Source organism: Lysinibacillus sp. OF-1 (assembly GCF_028356935.1).
In the GTDB taxonomy this organism is placed as follows: Bacteria; Bacillota; Bacilli; order Bacillales_A; family Planococcaceae; genus Lysinibacillus; species Lysinibacillus fusiformis_D.
In genome coordinates this window covers 34,259-56,408 of record NZ_CP102798.1, presented here as the reverse complement: position 1 = coordinate 56,408, position 22,150 = coordinate 34,259, and the positions used below count along the sequence as shown (strand labels likewise).

The 22,150-nt window shown below is 40.1% G+C and carries 19 protein-coding genes, 1 tRNA gene, 3 rRNA genes and 1 other RNA gene; 4 read left to right on the top strand and 20 right to left on the bottom strand.

Translation table 11 applies throughout. The features are described 5' to 3' along the window. Window positions 1-277 precede the first annotated feature (277 nt). From NV349_RS00250 to ffs, 10 genes are all read right to left on the bottom strand, one after another. Window positions 278-715: an SRPBCC family protein gene (locus NV349_RS00250; RefSeq protein ID WP_271911998.1), complete on the bottom strand. Its 438-nt coding sequence runs from the start codon at window positions 713-715 to the stop codon at window positions 278-280. Window positions 716-821: 106 nt separating this feature from the next. Beyond that, window positions 822-937: ribosomal RNA gene (gene rrf, locus NV349_RS00245) — 5S ribosomal RNA — on the bottom strand. 190 nt (window positions 938-1,127) lie between these two features. After that, window positions 1,128-4,055, bottom strand: a 23S ribosomal RNA gene (locus NV349_RS00240). A 182-nt stretch (window positions 4,056-4,237) separates the two neighbouring features. Next, window positions 4,238-5,789: ribosomal RNA gene (locus tag NV349_RS00235) — 16S ribosomal RNA — on the bottom strand. The 16S, 23S and 5S rRNA genes sit together here, the layout of an rRNA operon. Window positions 5,790-6,070: 281 nt before the next feature. Then, a complete protein-coding gene (locus NV349_RS00230) occupies window positions 6,071-6,343 on the bottom strand; it encodes a pro-sigmaK processing inhibitor BofA family protein (RefSeq protein ID WP_036122146.1) in 273 nt (90 codons plus the stop codon). 76 nt (window positions 6,344-6,419) lie between these two features. Beyond that, window positions 6,420-6,635, bottom strand: a complete 216-nt coding sequence (locus tag NV349_RS00225) for a YaaL family protein (protein ID WP_036122143.1) — start codon at window positions 6,633-6,635, stop codon at window positions 6,420-6,422. Between the two features lie 13 nt (window positions 6,636-6,648). Further along, complete coding sequence (gene recR / locus NV349_RS00220; protein ID WP_036122141.1) at window positions 6,649-7,245, bottom strand: recombination mediator RecR; 597 nt, start codon at window positions 7,243-7,245, stop codon at window positions 6,649-6,651. Between the two features lie 11 nt (window positions 7,246-7,256). Further along, complete coding sequence (locus NV349_RS00215) at window positions 7,257-7,571, bottom strand: YbaB/EbfC family nucleoid-associated protein (RefSeq protein ID WP_036122138.1); 315 nt, start codon at window positions 7,569-7,571, stop codon at window positions 7,257-7,259. Between the two features lie 21 nt (window positions 7,572-7,592). Further along, window positions 7,593-9,377, bottom strand: coding sequence for a DNA polymerase III subunit gamma/tau (dnaX, locus tag NV349_RS00210; RefSeq protein WP_271911996.1), 1,785 nt, complete (start codon window positions 9,375-9,377; stop codon window positions 7,593-7,595). Between the two features lie 143 nt (window positions 9,378-9,520). Further along, an RNA gene (ffs, locus tag NV349_RS00205) (signal recognition particle sRNA large type) lies at window positions 9,521-9,788 on the bottom strand. 167 nt (window positions 9,789-9,955) lie between these two features. Here ffs and NV349_RS00200 point away from each other — a divergent pair. The 4 genes from NV349_RS00200 to NV349_RS00185 all read left to right on the top strand — a co-directional run bounded on the left by NV349_RS00200 (window position 9,956) and on the right by NV349_RS00185 (window position 13,682). Next, window positions 9,956-10,048: transfer RNA gene (locus tag NV349_RS00200), tRNA-Ser, on the top strand. A gap of 128 nt (window positions 10,049-10,176) precedes the next feature. Then, window positions 10,177-11,436: a sensor histidine kinase gene (locus NV349_RS00195; protein WP_051891648.1), complete on the top strand. Its 1,260-nt coding sequence runs from the start codon at window positions 10,177-10,179 to the stop codon at window positions 11,434-11,436. Beyond that, entirely contained in the window at window positions 11,437-12,315 is an 879-nt protein-coding gene (locus NV349_RS00190; protein ID WP_036122124.1) for a response regulator, read from the top strand. It abuts the gene before it with no gap. A gap of 92 nt (window positions 12,316-12,407) precedes the next feature. After that, entirely contained in the window at window positions 12,408-13,682 is a 1,275-nt protein-coding gene (locus NV349_RS00185; RefSeq protein WP_036122120.1) for a cation:dicarboxylate symporter family transporter, read from the top strand. Window positions 13,683-13,727: 45 nt separating this feature from the next. On the opposite strand, the gene NV349_RS00180 is transcribed toward NV349_RS00185, so the two are convergent. The 10 genes from NV349_RS00180 to NV349_RS00135 form a co-directional block, all read right to left on the bottom strand. Next, window positions 13,728-14,348 (bottom strand): RraA family protein, encoded by a 621-nt coding sequence (locus tag NV349_RS00180; RefSeq protein ID WP_058843212.1) that lies wholly within the window; start codon window positions 14,346-14,348, stop codon window positions 13,728-13,730. Window positions 14,349-14,538: 190 nt separating this feature from the next. After that, the gene (locus NV349_RS00175) at window positions 14,539-15,447 is read right to left on the bottom strand and encodes a methyl-accepting chemotaxis protein (RefSeq protein ID WP_036122113.1); all 909 of its coding nucleotides are present in this window, start codon (window positions 15,445-15,447) and stop codon (window positions 14,539-14,541) included. A gap of 82 nt (window positions 15,448-15,529) precedes the next feature. Beyond that, a complete protein-coding gene (locus NV349_RS00170) occupies window positions 15,530-16,057 on the bottom strand; it encodes an LOG family protein (protein ID WP_058843213.1) in 528 nt (175 codons plus the stop codon). Window positions 16,058-16,141: 84 nt separating this feature from the next. Further along, window positions 16,142-16,810: a deoxynucleoside kinase gene (locus NV349_RS00165; RefSeq protein WP_036122086.1), complete on the bottom strand. Its 669-nt coding sequence runs from the start codon at window positions 16,808-16,810 to the stop codon at window positions 16,142-16,144. Continuing rightward, complete coding sequence (locus NV349_RS00160; RefSeq protein WP_036122083.1) at window positions 16,810-17,445, bottom strand: deoxynucleoside kinase; 636 nt, start codon at window positions 17,443-17,445, stop codon at window positions 16,810-16,812. Before NV349_RS00160 ends, NV349_RS00165 begins: the two co-directional genes overlap by 1 nt. A gap of 215 nt (window positions 17,446-17,660) precedes the next feature. Further along, window positions 17,661-20,072: a heavy metal translocating P-type ATPase gene (locus NV349_RS00155; RefSeq protein WP_101966290.1), complete on the bottom strand. Its 2,412-nt coding sequence runs from the start codon at window positions 20,070-20,072 to the stop codon at window positions 17,661-17,663. 81 nt (window positions 20,073-20,153) lie between these two features. Continuing rightward, window positions 20,154-20,360 carry a copper chaperone CopZ gene (gene copZ, locus NV349_RS00150; RefSeq protein ID WP_058843215.1) on the bottom strand — a complete coding sequence of 69 codons (207 nt, stop codon included), beginning with the start codon at window positions 20,358-20,360 and terminating at the stop codon, window positions 20,154-20,156. 32 nt (window positions 20,361-20,392) lie between these two features. Beyond that, window positions 20,393-20,725, bottom strand: a complete 333-nt coding sequence (locus NV349_RS00145; RefSeq protein ID WP_036122075.1) for a metal-sensitive transcriptional regulator — start codon at window positions 20,723-20,725, stop codon at window positions 20,393-20,395. 67 nt (window positions 20,726-20,792) lie between these two features. Next, window positions 20,793-21,740, bottom strand: coding sequence for a cation diffusion facilitator family transporter (locus NV349_RS00140; RefSeq protein ID WP_058843216.1), 948 nt, complete (start codon window positions 21,738-21,740; stop codon window positions 20,793-20,795). A gap of 19 nt (window positions 21,741-21,759) precedes the next feature. Then, entirely contained in the window at window positions 21,760-22,095 is a 336-nt protein-coding gene (locus NV349_RS00135; protein WP_089934908.1) for an ArsR/SmtB family transcription factor, read from the bottom strand. Window positions 22,096-22,150: the final 55 nt, after the last annotated feature.

The window sequence follows — 22,150 nt, the reverse complement described above, 5'->3', positions numbered from 1 at the left end:
TTTTCAACAAAACGTCTTATTATCTCTGTTTCCATTGCATCTAGATTACTTTGAGTTTACTCCAAAGGAATCATCGTTTAGAGGCTATGTGACAACATAATTTAGTCACGCCGGCATTCTATTTGAATAGATATTTGAATAGCCACTAAAAAGCAGACATTCTTTACCTCATTATCGAAGAGAGAACATTTAGTAAAAAAACATTTGCTCATTCCATATAAAAACCGATTATTGCCGTTATCTGCAATAATCGGTTCTCCCACCCTTTTCCACAAAACTATTCTTTTACCACTTTAACGGCCATTTCCTTTACTAATTGCTCCACTAGTCTTGGGACAAAATTATCTAAAACTGGATTCATCATTCCTGCTAAAAAGCCGCTAGCCTTCATTGTTAACTTACCAGTAAGTTGCAATGATTGATCTTGATTTTGTTTTATTTCAAATGAACCATCGCCATTTATCGGATCGGATAAGCCCTCCAAATCAAAAAGTATCTGATGAGCATCTGATTTTTTCACCTTCAGCTCCACTTTAACAGCTTTTTGAATAATGCCAAAATCTCCTTGAAAGACCCAAATCATATCATTTTCATTCAGTAATTCGTGGTGTAAGTAACCTGGTATTAAAACAGCCCATTGTTCTTTATTTTGAATAAATTCCTCTAACCTTTCTTTCTGCATACTGATATTCTTACTATATTGTCCAGTTGCCATTACATTGCACCCCTTTGTGTGTTTTAATCACTCCATTAAACTTTAACATTTTATAGGTCTCTAAATAAATAAAAAAAACCACTGATTTCTCAGTGGTTACTTTGTTGCCTAGCGACGTCCTACTCTCACAGGGGGAAGCCCCCAACTACCATCGGCGCTAAAGAGCTTAACTTCCGTGTTCGGTATGGGAACGGGTGTGACCTCTTTGCCATCATCACTAGACTATGGTCGACCTTCAATACACGGCGTATTACTGCGTCAGCTGCTCTCGTTCAATCAGTCACGTACAGAAGTACGCTCCTTCAATCACTCGTTTGCTTCCTTGTTCTACTTGTGTCTTGAAGCTCTTTTTTTATTGAAAGTTTTGTTCTTTCAAAACTGGATAAACGGTTCATTGAATGGTTCAAACGTTTTGGTTAAGTCCTCGATCGATTAGTATTCGTCAGCTCCATGTGTCACCACACTTCCACCTCGAACCTATCTACCTCATCGTCTTTGAGGGATCTTACTTACTTGCGTAATGGGAAATCTCATCTTGAGGGGGGCTTCATGCTTAGATGCTTTCAGCACTTATCCCGTCCACACATAGCTACCCAGCGATGCCTTTGGCAAGACAACTGGTACACCAGCGGTGTGTCCATCCCGGTCCTCTCGTACTAAGGACAGCTCCTCTCAAATTTCCTACGCCCACGACGGATAGGGACCGAACTGTCTCACGACGTTCTGAACCCAGCTCGCGTACCGCTTTAATGGGCGAACAGCCCAACCCTTGGGACCGACTACAGCCCCAGGATGCGATGAGCCGACATCGAGGTGCCAAACCTCCCCGTCGATGTGGACTCTTGGGGGAGATAAGCCTGTTATCCCCGGGGTAGCTTTTATCCGTTGAGCGATGGCCCTTCCATGCGGAACCACCGGATCACTAAGCCCGTCTTTCGACCCTGCTCGACTTGTAGGTCTCGCAGTCAAGCTCCCTTGTGCCTTTACACTCTACGAATGATTTCCAACCATTCTGAGGGAACCTTTGGGCGCCTCCGTTACCTTTTAGGAGGCGACCGCCCCAGTCAAACTGTCCGCCTGACACTGTCTCCTGCCCCGCTAAGGGGCATGGGTTAGAATTTCAATACAACCAGGGTAGTATCCCACCGACGCCTCCTTCGAAGCTGGCGCTCCGAGATCTCTGGCTCCTACCTATCCTGTACAAGTTGTACCAAAATTCAATATCAGGCTACAGTAAAGCTCCACGGGGTCTTTCCGTCCTGTCGCGGGTAACCTGCATCTTCACAGGTACTATAATTTCACCGAGTCTCTCGTTGAGACAGTGCCCAGATCGTTACGCCTTTCGTGCGGGTCGGAACTTACCCGACAAGGAATTTCGCTACCTTAGGACCGTTATAGTTACGGCCGCCGTTTACTGGGGCTTCAATTCGCAGCTTCGCTTGCGCTAACCACTCCTCTTAACCTTCCAGCACCGGGCAGGCGTCAGCCCCTATACGTCACCTTACGGTTTTGCAGAGACCTGTGTTTTTGCTAAACAGTCGCCTGGGCCTATTCACTGCGGCTCTCATGCGCTTGCACGCTCAAGAGCACCCCTTCTCCCGAAGTTACGGGGTCATTTTGCCGAGTTCCTTAACGAGAGTTCTCTCGCACACCTTAGGATTCTCTCCTCGACTACCTGTGTCGGTTTGCGGTACGGGCACCTCTCACCTCGATAGAGGCTTTTCTTGGCAGTGTGAAATCAGGAACTTCGTCCATACGGACTCGCCATCACAGCTCAACGTTACAGTGTGCGGATTTGCCTACACACACGCCTTACTGCTTGGACGCGCATAACCAACAGCGCGCTTACCCTATCCTACTGCGTCCCCCCATTTCTCAAACGGTGAGGAGGTGGTACAGGAATATCAACCTGTTGTCCATCGCCTACGCCTATCGGCCTCGGCTTAGGTCCCGACTAACCCTGAGCGGACGAGCCTTCCTCAGGAAACCTTAGTCATACGGTGGACGGGATTCTCACCCGTCTTTCGCTACTCATACCGGCATTCTCACTTCTAAGCGCTCCACCAGTCCTTCCGGTCTGACTTCAACGCACTTAGAACGCTCTCCTACCACTGACATCGTAGATGTCAATCCACAGCTTCGGTGAATCGTTTAGCCCCGATACATTTTCGGCGCAGCGTCACTCGACCAGTGAGCTATTACGCACTCTTTAAATGATGGCTGCTTCTAAGCCAACATCCTGGTTGTCTGTGCAACGCCACATCCTTTTCCACTTAACGATTACTTTGGGACCTTAGCTGGTGGTCTGGGCTGTTTCCCTTTTGACTACGGATCTTATCACTCGCAGTCTGACTCCCGTGTATAAATATCTGGCATTCGGAGTTTGTCTGAATTCGGTAAACCGGGATGGCCCCCTAGTCCAAACAGTGCTCTACCTCCAGTATTCTCATCACGAGGCTAGCCCTAAAGCTATTTCGGAGAGAACCAGCTATCTCCAAGTTCGATTGGAATTTCTCCGCTACCCACACCTCATCCCCGCACTTTTCAACGTGCGTGGGTTCGGGCCTCCAGTAAGTGTTACCTTACCTTCACCCTGGACATGGGTAGATCACCTGGTTTCGGGTCTACGACCACGTACTATTTCGCCCTATTCAGACTCGCTTTCGCTGCGGCTCCGCCTTCTAAAGCTTAACCTCGCACGTAATCGTAACTCGCCGGTTCATTCTACAAAAGGCACGCTATCACCCATTAACGGGCTCTAACTACTTGTAGGCACACGGTTTCAGGATCTCTTTCACTCCCCTTCCGGGGTGCTTTTCACCTTTCCCTCACGGTACTGGTTCACTATCGGTCACTAGGTAGTATTTAGCCTTGGGAGATGGTCCTCCCGGATTCCGACGGAATTTCACGTGTTCCGCCGTACTCAGGATCCACTCAGGAGAGAACGAACTTTCGACTACAGGGCTTTTACCTGCTCTGGCGGACCTTTCCAAGTCGCTTCATCTAACTCGCTCTTTTGTAACTCCGTATTGAGTGTCCTACAACCCCAAGAGGCAAGCCTCTTGGTTTGGGCTCTTCCCGTTTCGCTCGCCGCTACTCAGGGAATCGATTTTTCTTTCTCTTCCTCCAGGTACTTAGATGTTTCAGTTCCCTGGGTCTGCCTTCAAGACGCTATGTATTCACGTCAAGATACTACGCGATTAAACGTAGTGGGTTCCCCCATTCGGAAATCTCCGGATCAAAGCTCACTTACAGCTCCCCGAAGCATATCGGTGTTAGTGCCGTCCTTCTTCGGCTCCTAGTGCCAAGGCATTCGCCGTGCGCCCTTAATAACTTAACCAAGTTATTAAGCCTATAAAAAACTTAAAAAATAAATGTGTTTGTTACAATTTCAATGTCGTTTTATCCAGTTTTCAAAGAACAAGTTTTGAAGATTTTCATTCAAGAAAGAATGAACCTTCAAAACTGAACGCAAAACGTAATCTTACAAACCCTAGGTTTGTATTCCGAAATAATCCTTAGAAAGGAGGTGATCCAGCCGCACCTTCCGATACGGCTACCTTGTTACGACTTCACCCCAATCATCTATCCCACCTTCGGCGGCTGGCTCCAAAAGGTTACCTCACCGACTTCGGGTGTTACAAACTCTCGTGGTGTGACGGGCGGTGTGTACAAGGCCCGGGAACGTATTCACCGCGGCATGCTGATCCGCGATTACTAGCGATTCCGGCTTCATGTAGGCGAGTTGCAGCCTACAATCCGAACTGAGAACGACTTTATCGGATTAGCTCCCTCTCGCGAGTTGGCAACCGTTTGTATCGTCCATTGTAGCACGTGTGTAGCCCAGGTCATAAGGGGCATGATGATTTGACGTCATCCCCACCTTCCTCCGGTTTGTCACCGGCAGTCACCTTAGAGTGCCCAACTAAATGATGGCAACTAAGATCAAGGGTTGCGCTCGTTGCGGGACTTAACCCAACATCTCACGACACGAGCTGACGACAACCATGCACCACCTGTCACCGTTGCCCCCGAAGGGGAAACTATATCTCTACAGTGGTCAACGGGATGTCAAGACCTGGTAAGGTTCTTCGCGTTGCTTCGAATTAAACCACATGCTCCACCGCTTGTGCGGGCCCCCGTCAATTCCTTTGAGTTTCAGTCTTGCGACCGTACTCCCCAGGCGGAGTGCTTAATGCGTTAGCTGCAGCACTAAGGGGCGGAAACCCCCTAACACTTAGCACTCATCGTTTACGGCGTGGACTACCAGGGTATCTAATCCTGTTTGCTCCCCACGCTTTCGCGCCTCAGTGTCAGTTACAGACCAGATAGTCGCCTTCGCCACTGGTGTTCCTCCAAATCTCTACGCATTTCACCGCTACACTTGGAATTCCACTATCCTCTTCTGCACTCAAGTCTCCCAGTTTCCAATGACCCTCCACGGTTGAGCCGTGGGCTTTCACATCAGACTTAAGAAACCACCTGCGCGCGCTTTACGCCCAATAATTCCGGACAACGCTTGCCACCTACGTATTACCGCGGCTGCTGGCACGTAGTTAGCCGTGGCTTTCTAATAAGGTACCGTCAAGGTACAGCCAGTTACTACTGTACTTGTTCTTCCCTTACAACAGAGTTTTACGAACCGAAATCCTTCTTCACTCACGCGGCGTTGCTCCATCAGGCTTTCGCCCATTGTGGAAGATTCCCTACTGCTGCCTCCCGTAGGAGTCTGGGCCGTGTCTCAGTCCCAGTGTGGCCGATCACCCTCTCAGGTCGGCTACGCATCGTCGCCTTGGTGAGCCGTTACCTCACCAACTAGCTAATGCGCCGCGGGCCCATCCTATAGCGACAGCCGAAACCGTCTTTCAGTGTTTCACCATGAGGTGAAACAGATTATTCGGTATTAGCCCCGGTTTCCCGGAGTTATCCCAAACTATAAGGTAGGTTGCCCACGTGTTACTCACCCGTCCGCCGCTAACGTCGAAGGAGCAAGCTCCTTCTCTGTTCGCTCGACTTGCATGTATTAGGCACGCCGCCAGCGTTCGTCCTGAGCCAGGATCAAACTCTCCATAAAAGAAATTTGAATAGCTCAAATTGTTTTGCTGGCATCAATTTTGATGTCCAAAATTTTGTTTCGTTCACTAACAGAAGTTAGTTACTGAAAACTTTATTGATTACGTTTTGCTTGTTCAGTTTTCAAGGTTCATTTCGTTAACTGCTGTTTTAGCAGCAACTCTTATATAATACCACGTCGTATATAATGTGTCAACGTAAATTTTTAATTTATTTTCGTTTCAATCAGTTATATTAGCGACTTTTATAACTATATCATATTCTTTTCATATTGCAAGCTTTTTATAAAAAAAATATTAAAGCTGTTATTCCTAATACACCCGGAATACCTAAGACGGCAATAGTTAAGACTGAAAATAGATTGATGGGTACATTATATCCTATATAACCAATACCTAAATGGATTATAAATAATAATAGAAAAGCAAATGCAAATCTAAACCAAAACACCGATAACCCTTCTAAAATCTTACCTAGTTTAGCATGTCTTATTATTACATAAAGAAAAAGAAGCCCTACAGGAATACTAATACTCATAATTACTAACCAAGACAATATGGTTGCCCCCTCAATTAAATAATTATGAAAGTTTATGTTTCCTGTATCGCTTCTATGAATATTTAAATAAGAACTATTTTATTAATACCTTGCGAATTCTAGCTTCCTTAAATAAATAGAAATGAATACTTTCTGCTGTTTTGCGTTGAGCAATTACCCCGAGATCATAGTCATCCATTAATTCTTCTATTATCTTCGCCTGCTGTAAATCCTCTTTTGTTTCTTTTATAAGATTCACAAGCCTATCATCGAATTCTTTTTTTAACTTTCCTTTACTACGGAAGAACATATTAATCCCTCACTCATAATTCGCGTCGGCCTTCCATTGCCTTAGATAGCGTAACCTCATCTGCGTATTCTAAATCTCCCCCTACTGGCAATCCATGCGCAATACGAGTCGTACGAATCCCTGAAGGTTTGACAAGGCGAGATATGTACATAGCTGTTGCCTCACCTTCAATTGTTGAATTCGTAGCTAAAATAAGCTCTTGTACACTTTCATCTTGCAAACGCACTAACAAGGAAGCAACATTAATATCCTCTGGACCGATACCATCCATTGGAGAAATTGCACCTTGAAGTACATGATACATGCCGTTGTAGTCACGCATTTTTTCCATTGCAATAACATCCTTTGTATCTTGCACAACACAAATAATAGAATGATCTCGCTGCTTGTCTGCACAAATGTGACATGGGTCTACATCTGTTATATTGCCACAGACAGAACAGTAACTCAGGTTTCGTTTAGCATCAATCAATGCTTTAGAGAAAGATAATACATCGTCTTCTTTCATAGATAACACAAAAAACGCCAGACGAGCCGCGGTTTTCGGCCCGATACCTGGCAATTTCATAAAACTATCGATCAATTTAGATATTGGTTCTGGGTAGTACATATGATTACCTCCTAGAATGGAAGGTTTAAGCCTTGAGTGAATTTACCCATCGTTGAGTTTGTTTTTTCTTCTACCTTTTTCAACGCTTCATTTGTTGCAATAACAATTAGGTCTTGTAACATTTCGATGTCTTCTGGGTCTACTACAGCTTCATCTAGATTTACTGACACTACTTCACGCTGACCAGAAACTGTTACTTTTACCATGCCGCCGCCTGCAACACCTTCAAATTGCTCAGCATTTAAAGCCTCTTGAGCCTCCATCATTTCCTTTTGCATTTTTTGCATCTTTTTCATCATACCTTGCATATTTCCCATTCCACGCATAAATGTCTTCCTCCTAAAAATTTAATCTTCAATAATTTCAACAAAATCTTTACCAAAGAGCTTTTCAGCCTCTGTCACAAGTGGATCTTGTGAAGCAAGAGGTTGGGCATCATCGATAAATGGTTCATCTGGCATTTCTGCCGGTGGTGGCTCTAATAATTCTTCTCCATGCTCTGAGACAGCCTGTGATTTCTTTTGCTGTAGACTGTGATCACGGATAAACTCTTCACGCATTTTCAACCAAGATTCTTCTGGTATACATAGCATCTCGTACATTGTACCAGTTTGCCCAGCAATTAATTGTGTAAAGTGAGCCTTTAAAGATTGGTTATCGGCAACCATCTGACAATGAATATCATACTTGAATTTTAACACAAAAGCACTCGAAGATGCCGCAACAGGTTCAGCCTCTGCTAAAAGAGCCGATTGAGATTTTTGCATTTGATTTAATGCTTGTGCCCAAACCGACTTGATACGTTGCACATCTTGCTTTGTAGCATCTTTCAACACTTCCTGAATACGACCAGTGGGTGCTTTATAGCCATTCGGGTTTTTAGCACGAGGTCTTTGCTCTTTTTGCGCTGACGTCGTTTGCACAGTAGTTCCTGTTTGCAGCTGCAAGGATAATTGTTGAACCATCTGCTCAAGCGCTACCACCTTTTGCGTGAGTTCTGAGCTTTGTACAGTTTCGTTCATAGCCACTGTTTGATGCGCTAACCCTCCCGAAAATTGTGCCATTTTAAGCAATGCTGTTTCTAAGTAAATTTTCGTATGGTGAGAGAAACGCATCTCCTGCTGTATTTTTGCGAGTATATCAATATAGCCATAAAGCATATCTGGAGCAAATTCGTGTGCTAAAGTAAATACACGCTCCTCAGGGGACACTAACTCTAAAAGTTCAGCTAAATTATCACTTGTTTGAAGTAATAGTAAATCGCGGAAAAAAGTAATTAAATCTTCTGAAAGGCGCAAGGGATCCTTGCCATCAGCTATAAGTTGCTCTAAAAGAGCTAGCATTTGAGCAACATCTTTTACTTTCAATGCTTCAGCTAAGTCATAAAAAACATCCTGACTAATTGAACCTGTAACTAATAATGTGTCCTCAAGCTTTAATTTTTCCCCACTAAATGACACAACTTGGTCTAGCAAACTTAAAGCATCACGCATTCCTCCTGCGGCTGATTGTGCGATCACCTTTAAACCTTGTTCTTCATATGGTAAATCAATATCTTCTAGGACGACCTTCATACGTTCAATAATATCATTGGTAGAAAGTCGCTTAAAATCAAAGCGCTGACAACGAGAAATAATCGTTGCAGGCAATTTGTGAGGCTCTGTCGTTGCTAAAATAAATACAGCATGAGGAGGTGGCTCTTCCAAAGTTTTTAAAAGAGCGTTAAAGGCACTTGTAGAAAGCATATGCACTTCGTCTATGATGTACACCTTATATCTACTGCTTGCAGGAGCAAAGCGAACCTTTTCTATAATATCCCTAATCTCTTCAACACGTGAATTCGAAGCCGCGTCAAATTCAATGACATCAGGATGGGAGCCATCCGTAATACTTATACATGTAGCGCATTCATTACACGGTTCTTTCGATGGTGCATGTTCACAATTTAAAGCCTTCGCAAAGATTTTGGCTGTACTTGTTTTCCCTGTACCACGCGGCCCAGAAAATAAGTAAGCATGCGTTGTTTTATTTGCTAGGAGAGCATTTTGTAGCGTTCTTTTGACATGTGCTTGGCCAGACATTTCTCGAAAAGATTGCGGTCGATACACACGATAAAATGCTTGATACGTCACTGATTTCCTCTCTCCTTCTCCATTTAATTGAATAGTTATATTATAGCATTTGCCTTCTTATATAGAAAATGAAGTTACTAAATTTAAAAATAAAAAAGCACCCGCCTTATAGTAGACGGATGCTTTGAATTGGCAAGTTAATGCCGTGCACCTTTCCTTGACAGCCGCACATAAGCGTTACTCTTGTCGTTAGCTCGGATTAGGCAACCCCGCGGCACATGGATAAGACCACTTAATGCTGCTTCCTTCCGGACCTGACATGGTTCATGGGTATCCATTGCGCAGGACCCAATCGTCAACACTACGTGCAAAAGGCAGACCAAACAATACGGACAGCCTCGAAAAAGGAATTCAGTCTCGCTAGAGCGGATTGCGAGTTACAGGACACCGCTACCTTCCCACCTAGCACGGCAATAACTAGTATACTGACAGTTTGTATAAATTGCAACTTAATGCACAAATTATTTATTTCCAAGCCCTGAATAAACTACTTAAATTTTTTTCAAAAAAATATTGACGAGTGTTTCTAGTTATGATAAATTTATTTTTGTCGATAAGACAGCAGAGCAATATAACATGGAGGTATACCCAAGTCTGGCTGAAGGGATCGGTCTTGAAAACCGACAGGCGGGTAACACCGCGCGGGGGTTCGAATCCCTCTACCTCCTCCATTTTTAAAATTTCCGACTACAATTGTAGCCGTTTTTTTTTTGCCAAAATTGTATGTATTACTTGTTAGATACCACTTCCGCCTCGGTTGTGGTATTTTTTATTATATGAATGATGGGAGGTTGTAATATTGCAATCGAAATTATCTATGACACGTGCTTCCCTTACTTGGATTTTCATTATTGCTGTCCTGACCGCAATTGGTAGTGAAATTAAAATTATGCCATTTGCTAATACAACATTCCGTTTTGGTTTAGGTACAATCATCTTCTTTTTATGCACACTACTTAAACCTACACCGATTATTTTAGCCGGTATTGCAACAAGTATAGTGACAACAATTTTTCGTGTTATTAATTCCACGTTACACAACGTTCCAATTTCTGAGAGTCTATTTAACCATTTACCAGCCGCGTTATTTTATGTATTGTTTGCAGTGTGCCTACAAATTTTAGATATTCAACAATATAGAGAAAAACCTTTAAAACTTGGTTTACTCGTCGCCTTTAGTGAGGTCATTAGTAATTTAGCAGAACAAATTTTTCGATTTTTTGTCCAAAATTATACTTTTTTATTTCTTCATGACCTCCTGATCCTATTAGCCGTAGCTATATTACGCAGTTTTTTTGTAGTAGGTATTTATAGCTCCATTTTGATTGCTGAGCAAAAAAAACGAGTACAAGAAATGCTCAATATCGGATCTGACCTCTATGTTGAGACCCTATACTTAAAAAAATCAATGAACCATATTGAAACTATTACAGCCAGCGGTTATGAATTATATCGACAGTTAAAAGTGCTAGGTTATCGAGCTGAAAGTTTACAGGCACTTCATATTGCCCAGGAAATCCATGAAGTGAAGAAAGATTCTCAACGTATATATGCTGGTATTTCGAAGATTGTGGGCGAAAGAAGCTTCGGCCCTTTCGTATTATCTGAATTATTGCATTATATTGAAGAAGGCAATAGGAAATACGCTGAATTACTTGGTAAGGATATACAATTTAATACATGTATAGACTTCGATTTTCAAACAAAGGAACATATTGCACTCCTTGCTCTTTTAAATAACTTATCTGCCAATGCTGTTGAGGCTATTGAAGAACAAGGTATCATTTCTATTGCTATTGGGCGCCAAGAAGATAATACTGTAATAACAGTATGTGATAATGGGCAAGGAATTTCACAAGCAGATATTTCTGTTATCTTTGAACCTGGATACACAACCAAGTTCAATATTGATGGTGTAGCGGCAACTGGCATTGGGCTTTCACACGTTGCTGAATTAGTAGAAAAATTAAAAGGCTCAATAACCGTTGATTCAGACGATCAATATACAACGTTTAAAATCATAATTCCTACGCAAACTATTCAAACGGGAGAGACTTAAATGAGGTATTTTATTGTAGACGATGATCGTGCAAGTCGTGTTATGTTAAAACAAATTATTGAAGATAGCGGGCTAGGTACAGTTATTGGTGAGGCACGTAATGGTGAGGATGCCATACCACAGATTTTAATGACGCAGCCAGAATTTGTGTTAATTGATTTACTGATGCCCAAGCTCGATGGTATAGCAACAGTTGAGCAACTTATGCAAAATCGTTTTGAGGGACAATTTATTATGATTTCACAAGTTGTGAATAAGGAAATGGTTGGTGAGGCCTATGAACAAGGAATTGATTTCTTCATTCATAAACCAATCAACCGTATCGAAGTAGAAAATGTTTTGAAAAAAACAACTGAACAATTTCGACTTAAAAATTCACTGTTAGTTATACGTCAATCACTTACAAACATTGAATTAACTGAACAAAAGGCTCATAAAGCAACATCACGAGATCATATTCAATCTATTTTAAATGATATGGGCATTGTCGGTGAAATTGGTAGTGAGGATATAATTGCCATTATAGAAACATTACTTGCTCATCAGCATAAGATTGCACCTCTTCCTCCATTAAAAGAGCTGTATGAAGAAATTGCAGCTGTGACAAAGGCTACACCCGATGACATATTAAAGGAAAGTAAAGCCATTGAACAGCGTGTGCGCCGAACAATATTAGCTGCAATGATTAATCTTGCTAATTTAGGGGTTGTTGATTATACAAACTCTGAATTCGAGTACTATGCCCCACGCTACTTTGATTTTAAAGAGATTCGCCAGCTCATGACACAAATTGAAGACCACGATAATCGTAAAGCAAAGGTTAATATTAAGAAGTTTATTCAAGTTTTATATTCAGACATTTTAACAAAAGTAAATTAATTTTCTCGGATTTTGTCGGATTCCGTAAGTCCTCTGTATTATTAAAGTAAGGCGTGTCCTGAAAATTTAATACTAGGGGAGGTACAAAGGATTTGAAAAAGAAATTTAAAATCAGTTTAGCCGCTCAAATTTTAATCGGTTTGATTTTAGGGATCATTATTGGTGGTATCTTTTACGGAAACCCCAAAATTGAGACATATTTACAACCATTAGGGGATATATTTTTACATCTAATTAAGATGATTGTTGTACCGATTATAATTTCGACTTTAATCGTTGGTGTTGCTGGTACTGGAGATATGAAGCAACTTGGACGATTAGGCGGGAAATCTATTATTTACTTTGAAATTATTACAACTGTTGCCATCGTAGTTGGATTACTTTCTGCGAACATTTTCCAACCTGGTGCAGGTATAAATATGAATGAACTATCTCAAGGTGATATTTCAAAGTATGTATCAACAACTGAAGAAGTACAGCATGAGGGGCCATTTGATATCATTGTAGGCATTGTCCCAACAAATATCATTCAGTCAATGGCTGAAGGTGATATGCTTGCGATTATCTTCTTCTCAGTTCTTTTTGGTTTAGGGGTTGCTGCAGTTGGTGATCGAGGAAAACCAGTCTTAGACTTCTTCCAAGGGGTAGCAGATGCTATGTTCTGGGTAACAAACCTCGTAATGAAATTCGCTCCACTTGGGGTATTTGGTTTAATTGGTGTAACCGTTTCCAAATATGGGTTTGCCTCCCTGGTTCCACTTGCCAAATTGGCCATTCTTGTATATGCAACAATGCTATTCTTTATCTTTGTCGTTCTTGGCCTTGTGGCAAAATTCGCAGGAATTAGCATCTTCTATTTAATTAAAGTATTAAAAGATGAACTAATTTTAGCGTTCTCTACAGCAAGTTCTGAAGCTGTATTACCACGTGTTATGATGAAAATGGAGAAATTAGGTGCGCCAAAGGATATTGTTTCCTTTGTTATACCAACTGGTTACTCCTTTAACTTAGATGGATCAACACTCTACCAAGCCATTGCAGCATTATTTATTGCTCAAATGTACGGTATTCACCTAAGCATTGGTGAACAAATTACGTTAATGCTTGTACTAATGGTTACATCTAAAGGGATTGCAGGTGTTCCAGGAGTATCATTCGTAGTACTTCTAGCAACTTTAGGTACTGTCGGTATTCCACTTGAAGGACTAGCATTTATCGCTGGTATTGACCGTATTCTTGATATGGGACGTACAGTTGTTAACGTAATTGGTAACTCATTAGCGTCATTAGTAATGGCAAAATGGGAAGGTCGTTTCGATCGCGAAAAGATGAAAAATTACTTTAATGATAATGAAAATCTAGCGTAAGTTAAAAAAATCCTCACGATGTTGGATGGCATCGTGAGGGTTTTTTTATTTTGCTAATATTTTATCTAAATAAGCTATAATGGATTCTTTTCCATTGACATGTGCTTCCTGTGCACGCTTTTCATCTTTTTCGAGTTTGGCTTCTGCTGCTGCTACAATTTTTTCAGCCTCTTGCTGTGGCACGACAATCACACCGTCTACATCCCCAATTATATAATCACCAGGGAGAACTGTTACTCCCCCTATGGCAATGGGCACATTTACTTGACCACCACCATTTTTATTGCCTGCAGCTACGGTAGTACCTAACGAGAATATAGGGAAATTTAGCTCCCGAATTGCTTCAATATCACGGATTACGCCATCTACAACAAAACCTTGTACACCAATGCCCTTTGCTAAGGAAATCACAAAATCTCCAGCTACCGCTCTATTCGTATTTCCTTTTGCATCAATTACTAAAATATCCCCTTCATTCGCTGCTCTAATTGCTTCCAATACTGCCCCGTTTTCACCATCTGGTAAACGTACAGTCACAGCTCGCCCTGCAATTTTAAAATGATCTGCTAACGGCTTGATATCACTACGCAAATTGGTATGCCCACCTGTCGCATCTGATATAGCTGTAGTTGGTAGATGCTGAAAGCTTACTTCCACTTTTGTCATACATAACACCCCTATTATGATTGATGAAAGCCTTACACTATTATTGTAAATAAAAAATATAGACTATTTCAATATATATCGAAAACAAGTGGAAAAAATGACAACAGTATTTCACCATTATTTTTTATGAAATATGTGTATTGATATTAAAATGGCATCATCCATTTAAAGGATAGTGCCCTGTTTAAGATTAAATGATTTCGATAAACTGCTTGGATTGTTCATCTAATGCTTCAGCAGCAGATGCAATTTCACTAAAATCATTTGTAGTGACGGTAATTTGTTCATTCGTTTTATCCGCTTTTTCAGCTATCCTTGTAATACTGTCTGTCACCTGACTAATTTCTCGTTCAATCCCTTCAACATTATCTTTCACTTCTGAAATGGATTGCTCAACTCTTACAGAAAGCTTTCGAACCTCTTTGGCTACTACATCAAAACCTCTACCATATTCGCCAGCTCTAGCTGCTTCAATGGCCGCATTTAAAGCCAATAAATTAGTTTGTGAGGCAATCTCTTGAATCGTTTTGACAATGCCTTTTATAGAATCCGCTTGTTTTTGAAGCTGTGCAAGATTACTTACATTTTCATTTGATTCCTGTGACACTACTTGAATGGTTTCCAGTAGGTCCTGGCTATTTTGAATACCAGCCTCTGAACGCTGATAAAGCTCTTTAGACATACTCTTTAATTTGTCGGCTACGCTCATTATCTCATTTTGACGTTCAGTAATATTAGCAGCTATTTTAGAAACACCTATTACTTTTCTTGTATTATTTGCGAAAACAGGCATATATGTCGCTTCCAACCAAATTCTTTGACCGTTAGCATCGATTCGCTCAACTTTATCCTGATAGCTATTTCCAGCTGTTAGATTACGCCAAAATTTATCGTACTCGCTACTATTCGTAAAATCAGGCAAGCAAAGTTCTTTATGGTGCTTTCCTAACATCTCCTGTACGGTATAACCTAATGTTTGAGCAAATAGCTCATTGACGTATGCTACTCTTCTGTCCATATTAAAGCGGATAATTGCTATATTACGTTCAATGGCTTGTACTACTAAATCATCGGTTACTTGAGCATCTACACTGTGCATATACAACACCTCATTTATTTCTATTTTTTTACTTAAAATATAATTATTTAACTTTTATCTTACATAAAAAACATGGGAATGCTCACCCATGTTTTTTTAATAAACGTAAAACACCTTTCGAAGTCGTTGCCACATGAAAGAGCGCCTTTTGTTCTGCACGTATAAAGTCTTCCTCTAACATTATTTTAAAATGCTTCAAAATTGCATTATAGAATCCATTTACATTATATAAAATGACAGGTTTTTCATGCAGTCCAATCTGAGCCCAAGTAAATACCTCAAAATATTCATCTAAAGTTCCTGCGCCACCAGGAAGAGCAATAAAGGCATCGGCTAACTCTGCCATTTTAGCCTTACGAATATGCATAGAGTCTACAAAATGAATCTCTGTTAATGAGGCATGTGCCAATTCTCTCTTCTGTAAATGAGTGGGCATCACACCAATTACTTCTCCACCCGCTGCTAAAACAGCATCGGCTACCTTCCCCATTAACCCTGTTTTAGAACCACCATAGACCACACCATGACCGCTGTTAGCTAGTGCTGTACCTAGCTCCGCCGCCTTCTCAGCATAAATAGGATTTTTACCTAAACCAGATCCGCAATACACTGCAATTCTTATAGTAATCCCTCCTATTCAAAAAACGTGCAACAATCAGCTATATATTGTCCCACGTTTTTTGGTCATTTACTTTTACTTTCGTAAATGGCTTGTTTGTTTTAGCATATGACTGATGCGGCTCACAATTGATTCAATGGCATCAGGATTTTTTAATAAATCATAATCGTTAATATCTAAACGAAGAACTGGACAGGAATTAAAGTTATTAATCCAGTTTTCGTAGCGTTCATGCATTTCTACCCAATAATCATTCGGTGTCTGTTGCTCCATGGCACGTCCACGCTCTTGAATACGACCAATAACTGCATCAATTGGTCCTTCAAGATAGACAAGCAAATCTGGATGCGGGAAATAGGGTGTCATCACCATCGCATCAAACAAATTTGTATATGTTTCATAATCTGTCGGACTCATTGTTCCTTTATCATAGTGCATCTTAGCAAAAATCCCAGTATCTTCGTAAATGGATCGATCTTGTACAAATCCTCCGCCATATTCAAAAATACGCTTCTGTTCTTTAAATCGCTCTGCTAAAAAGTAAACCTGTAAATGAAAGCTCCATTTTTCAAAGTCATCATAAAATTTATCAAGGTATGGATTCGTATCTACTTTCTCGAATGATGTACGAAAGTTTAGTGCCTCTGCCAATGCCTTTGTCATCGTTGATTTTCCTACACCAACAGTTCCTGCAATAGTGATGACTGTTTGTGGTGGAATATCATACTTCTCTCTTAAATTCATTATTGCAAACTCCTTTGTTGTAACGTATCTTTAATTATTTTTAAAACATGTTCTAAATCATTTGGATTTTTTACAAAATCAAGCTGATCTCCATTAAATCGAATAACTGGAATTTCAGGATGCATGTTCTCAAAATGCTGGATAAAGGAATGATAATCAGCCACAAGCTGCTCCATGTAATCTCGTGAAATCATCTTTTCAAATTCTCGACCACGCATGGCGATACGCTTCATTAATGTTTCAACGCTGGCATGTAAATAAACCACTACATTTGGAACAGGCATATCCTTCGTTAAAATTCTATAGATTTCCTCGTACTTGTCGTACTCAGTTGGCGCCAATGTACGTTTCGCAAATATTAAATTTTTAAAAATATGATAGTCTGCTACAACCGGTTTGGCATGCGCTAATCGAAATTTTTTAATATCCGTTAATTGCTTATAGCGATTACAAAGGAAGAACATTTCCGTTTGGAAACTCCACTCCTCAATGTTTTCATAAAACTTATTTAAAAAAGGGTTTTCGTCTACAATTTCTTTTAATAGATGGTAATTAAATGTCGCTGCTATCTCTTTTGATAAAGAGGTTTTACCAACACCAATCGGACCTTCTACCGTAACAAATGGAACCGTCACCAGAAGTTCCTCCTTTTTGTTCGATGGATTATCACGTTGTGCCCTACTTTGGCACCTCATTCATTAAATAAATCAGTACTTTTCATTCTATCATAGTAGGAAAATGAAAAACAGAATCAACCTATTGATTGTTCTAGTAAATTTCTCTGCGCGATTTTTCTCTAATTCATAGAAAAAAGACATCGAGAATATACTTCCCAATGCCCTTACAATTCTTATAATTTCACTCGCTGTAATCGTAGTGCATTCAATACTACCGATACCGAACTGAAAGCCATTGCCGCCCCTGCCACCCACGGAGCAAGTAGACCGATTGCAGCAATAGGAATACCTAATGTATTATAGGCAAATGCCCAAAATAGATTTTGTTTAATATTACGCATTGTTTTTCGACTCATTAGAATGGCATCTGCGATACTATTTAAGTCACCACGAATTAGCGTAATGTCTGCCGCTTCCATCGCAACGTCTGTTCCTGTACCGATTGCCATACCAATATTTGCGGTTGCCAGTGCAGGTGCATCATTAATACCGTCACCTACCATCGCTACTTTTTTCCCTTGAGCTTGAAGCTTTTTCACTTCATCTGCTTTGCCTTCAGGTAATACTTCAGCAATTACATGATTTACGCCTACCTCTGTTCCTATGGCTTGAGCAGTCCGTTCATTATCACCAGTCATCATAATGACCGTAATGCCCATATCCTGTAAACGATGAATAGCCTCTTTTGATGTATCTTTCACTGTATCAGCGACCGCTACTAAGCCTGCATATCGACCATTAATGGCAGCAAGCATCGCTGTTTTGCCGTTGCGTTCTAGTTGCTCCATGGTTGGTAATATATCATCAATATAAATTCCATATTGTTGCATTAATTTACGTGTACCAATGACAATACCTTGACCTGAGACAGTTGCCTGCACACCATAACCAGGTATTGCTTCGAAGAATTGAACTTCACCTAAAGCGATACCACGATCTTCTATACCGTGTACAATGGCTTCTGCTAGAGGGTGCTCTGATTGTTTCTCAGCTGCCCCAATTAAAGATAAAAAGCGTACTTCATCCTGCTCTGATGCTAATAAAACATCTGTAAGCTCAGGTTTACCATGTGTCACTGTACCAGTTTTATCTACAACTACTGTATCAATACTTTGTGTTTGTTCTAAATGTTCTCCACCTTTAAATAAAATACCAAATTCAGCTGCACGTCCTGAGCCTGCCATTATTGACGTTGGCGTTGCTAATCCAAGAGCACATGGACAAGCAATGACAAGTACTGCAATTAAAACCTCTAAAGCAGGTGTAAATTCACCAGGTCGAACCCATATAATCCAAATTAAAAATGTGACAATTGCAATGCCAACAACGATTGGTACAAAAATTCCTGAAATTCGATCTGCCAAACGTTGAATCGGTGCTTTTGATCCTTGAGCATCTTCTACCACTTTTATGATTTGCGCTAATGCTGTATCACGACCAACCTTTGTCGCTATCATTTTAATAAAACCATTTTTATTAATCGTAGAACCAAATAATGGATCGCCTTGTTTTTTATCAACTGGTAGACTTTCCCCTGTTAACATTGATTCGTCAACGGCTGTTATTCCCTCTATTACCTCGCCATCAACTGGAATCTTTTCCCCTGGTTTCACTAACATTACATCGCCAATGATCACTTCTTCTAAAGGAATCTCTTTTTCTACACCATCACGTACAACAATAGCGGTTTTGGCTTGAAGTCCCATTAGTTTTTTTATGGCTTCAGATGAGCGTCCTTTTGCTTTTGCTTCAAATAATTTACCTAATAAAATTAATGTAATTAAAACTGCACTCGTTTCAAAATAAAGATGTGGACCATGATGTGATCCTATCGTCACAATTGCTTGATAGACACTATAGAAATAAGCTGCTGATGTCCCCATGACTACAAGTACATCCATATTTGCACTGCCATTGCGTAATGCTTTATAGGCACCTACATAAAATTGCTTACCGATAATAAATTGCACAGGAGTAGCCAATAGCATTTGGACCCATGGATTCATAAGGAATTCTGGCACATATAAAAATGACGTAAAGGAAAAATGGCCGACCATCGTCCAAAGCAATGGTAAAGAAAGAATAGCCGAAAAAATAAATTTCCGTTGTTGCTGTTTAATGGCTTTTTCACGGTAATCCACTGTTTCCTGCTCATCTGCCTTTTGATGAGCACCATAGCCTAACTTCTCTACCTTTGCAATGATATCTGCCATGGACACTTCTGATGGATTAAACTCAATCACCGCTTTTTCCAGTGCTAGGTTAACATTGGCAGAAGAAATACCACTTAGCTTATTTAACCCTTTTTCAATGCGAGTCGCACAAGCTGCACATGTCATACCCGTAATATCAAGCTCAGTCTTTTGTTTAACAACACCATAACCTAGTGCTTCTATTTTCTTTTCAAAATCTTCTTCAGTTAGCTTTTTTGAGTCATACTTAATAGATGATTTTTCTAGCGCTAAATTAACCGTCGCTTGTTCTACCCCATCCATTTTATTTAAGCCTTTTTCTATACGAGTGGCACAGGCTGCACATGTCATGCCTGTAATTTGCAAATTCGCTTCTTTTATATCAGAACTCATTTACCTTTCACCTCTCTTTATACCAACAGGGGGTATATATTTTTGAAAATAAGAGAGTGCTACAGGAGCACTCTGCAACTACTATTTTACATCATAGCCTTGATCATCAATTGTCTCTTTAATTTGATCAATGGATACTTGTGCATCATCAAATGCAACATCAACTAAACCATCTGCTAAATTAACTTTTACTTGTTCAACACCAGCTAAAGCACCAACATTTTTTTCAACTGCACTTACACAATGACCACATGACATTCCTTGTACATTTAACGTTACGTTTTGCATAATAAAATCTCTCCTTTTAATATGGTTTATATTTATTTTTTCATTAACTTTTGAATCGTTACTACTAACTCATCTAAAACCGCTTCATCGCCCTCTGATAAACGATCTACAACACAACCCTTTAAGTGACCTTCTAATAATATTTTTGCCACACTATTTAATGCGGACTGTGTAGCAGATAGTTGCGTAATAATATCATCACAGTAAACGTCTTTATCAATCATTCCTTTAATGCCGCGAATCTGGCCTTCAATACGATTTAAGCGCGTTGTTAAATCCTTTTTCACACGCTCAGGGTGATGACTTTTTCGACAAGACGTAGCTCCCTCTGTATGACAAACATCATCTTTTACTGTGTCTTCCATTCTACCCCTCCTATCTCAACTTCATAATACTATACCCGAGAAGGGTATGCAAGCCATAAAAATTTTTTTATTCATGATGATGCTCATGATCATTTTTTAATTGGCATAAAATTGTATTTTCATGTTGATGTGATGCCGTTTCTAATTGAATGGTTACATGCTTAATACCCTTATGCTCAAGATTATGTTCAATTTTTCGTAGAATATGCTCACCATCAGCTATTTTTAACTGTTCATTGACAACCGCATGACAGGACAATGCATTCGTTCCACTAGTAATTGTCCAGATGTGTAGATCATGGATACTTTTTATTCCATCCGTCTGTTCTATTAGTTGAATAATTTCCTGAACATCTACATTTGAAGGTGTTCCTTCCATTAAGACATGGATTGAAGCCTTTGTGACATAGTAGCCACTTCTTACTACTAATAAAGCAACAATTACGCTCGCAAGTGGATCTGCCCAGCCCCAGCCAAAAAACATAATTAATAAAGCCGCAACAATTGCCCCTACAGACCCTAGCATATCGCTAAGTACATGTAAAAAAGCGCCACGCATATTTAAATTATCTTTTGTGTCACTGCCACGCATCATAATCCATGCCACTAAAATATTAATGAACAAACCAATCGTACTAATAATAAGCATTCCTGAAGTAGCTACTTCAGGCGGATTAGCAAAGCGTTTAAACGCTTCATAGAAAATAAATAATGCTATCCCTATTAATGTAATACCATTTAATACAGCAGCTAAAATTTCAAATCGTTTATAACCATACGTTTTACTATAGCTAGCCGCCTTTTCTCCAAACATAAAGGCTAACATCGCAATACCTAAAGAGATAGAGTCACTTAACATATGACCTGCGTCTGATAAAAGAGCTAAGCTATTCGTTAAAAAACCACCAATTGCCTCTACTATCATATAGCCTGTAATAATAATAAACGACAGTAATAACACCTTTTTATTTGCACCATGTGTATGATCATGACCGTGATCGTGTTGATGTCCCATTTATATTCCTCCATTTCATTTAATTATGTGTCGCATGCTCAATAGCTTGCTTCAATAAATTCATAATGTGATCGTCATCCTTAGAATAATACAAGGTTGTTCCCTCTCTTCGAAATTTCACTAAGCGTAAATTTTTTAAAAAACGTAATTGATGAGAAACAGTCGATTGGCCTAAATCTAAAATTTCAGCAATGTCGTTGACTGAATGTTCATCTGTACATAGTAAGTTTAAAATGCGAATTCGAGTCGGATCACTCAATGCCTTAAAGGTTTGAGATACTACAAATAATGTCTCTTCATCTAAATGCTGAATTGCAATTTTTTGTGTTTTTGAACTTTTTAATGTTTCATCCATAAAAGTTTACCCCATTCTTAAATATTCATATATGAGCATGTATTCATGTATAAAT

Excerpts from the sequence above, each read along its gene's own strand:
- NV349_RS00145 (WP_036122075.1), bottom strand. The coding sequence starts at position 20,725 with ATGGAAGACACAGTAAAAGATGATGTTTGTCATACAGAGGGAGCTACG.
- NV349_RS00135 (WP_089934908.1), bottom strand. The coding sequence starts at position 22,095 with ATGGATGAAACATTAAAAAGTTCAAAAACACAAAAAATTGCAATTCAG.
- NV349_RS00140 (WP_058843216.1), bottom strand. The coding sequence starts at position 21,740 with ATGGGACATCAACACGATCACGGTCATGATCATACACATGGTGCAAAT.
- NV349_RS00180 (WP_058843212.1), bottom strand. The coding sequence starts at position 14,348 with ATGACAAAAGTGGAAGTAAGCTTTCAGCATCTACCAACTACAGCTATA.
- NV349_RS00165 (WP_036122086.1), bottom strand. The coding sequence starts at position 16,810 with ATGAATTTAAGAGAGAAGTATGATATTCCACCACAAACAGTCATCACT.
- NV349_RS00215 (WP_036122138.1), bottom strand. The coding sequence starts at position 7,571 with ATGCGTGGAATGGGAAATATGCAAGGTATGATGAAAAAGATGCAAAAA.
- NV349_RS00190 (WP_036122124.1), top strand. The coding sequence starts at position 11,437 with ATGAGGTATTTTATTGTAGACGATGATCGTGCAAGTCGTGTTATGTTA.
- copZ (WP_058843215.1), bottom strand. The coding sequence starts at position 20,360 with ATGCAAAACGTAACGTTAAATGTACAAGGAATGTCATGTGGTCATTGT.
- NV349_RS00155 (WP_101966290.1), bottom strand. The coding sequence starts at position 20,072 with ATGAGTTCTGATATAAAAGAAGCGAATTTGCAAATTACAGGCATGACA.
- NV349_RS00175 (WP_036122113.1), bottom strand. The coding sequence starts at position 15,447 with ATGCACAGTGTAGATGCTCAAGTAACCGATGATTTAGTAGTACAAGCC.
- NV349_RS00225 (WP_036122143.1), bottom strand. The coding sequence starts at position 6,635 with ATGTTCTTCCGTAGTAAAGGAAAGTTAAAAAAAGAATTCGATGATAGG.
- recR (WP_036122141.1), bottom strand. The coding sequence starts at position 7,245 with ATGTACTACCCAGAACCAATATCTAAATTGATCGATAGTTTTATGAAA.
- NV349_RS00250 (WP_271911998.1), bottom strand. The coding sequence starts at position 715 with ATGGCAACTGGACAATATAGTAAGAATATCAGTATGCAGAAAGAAAGG.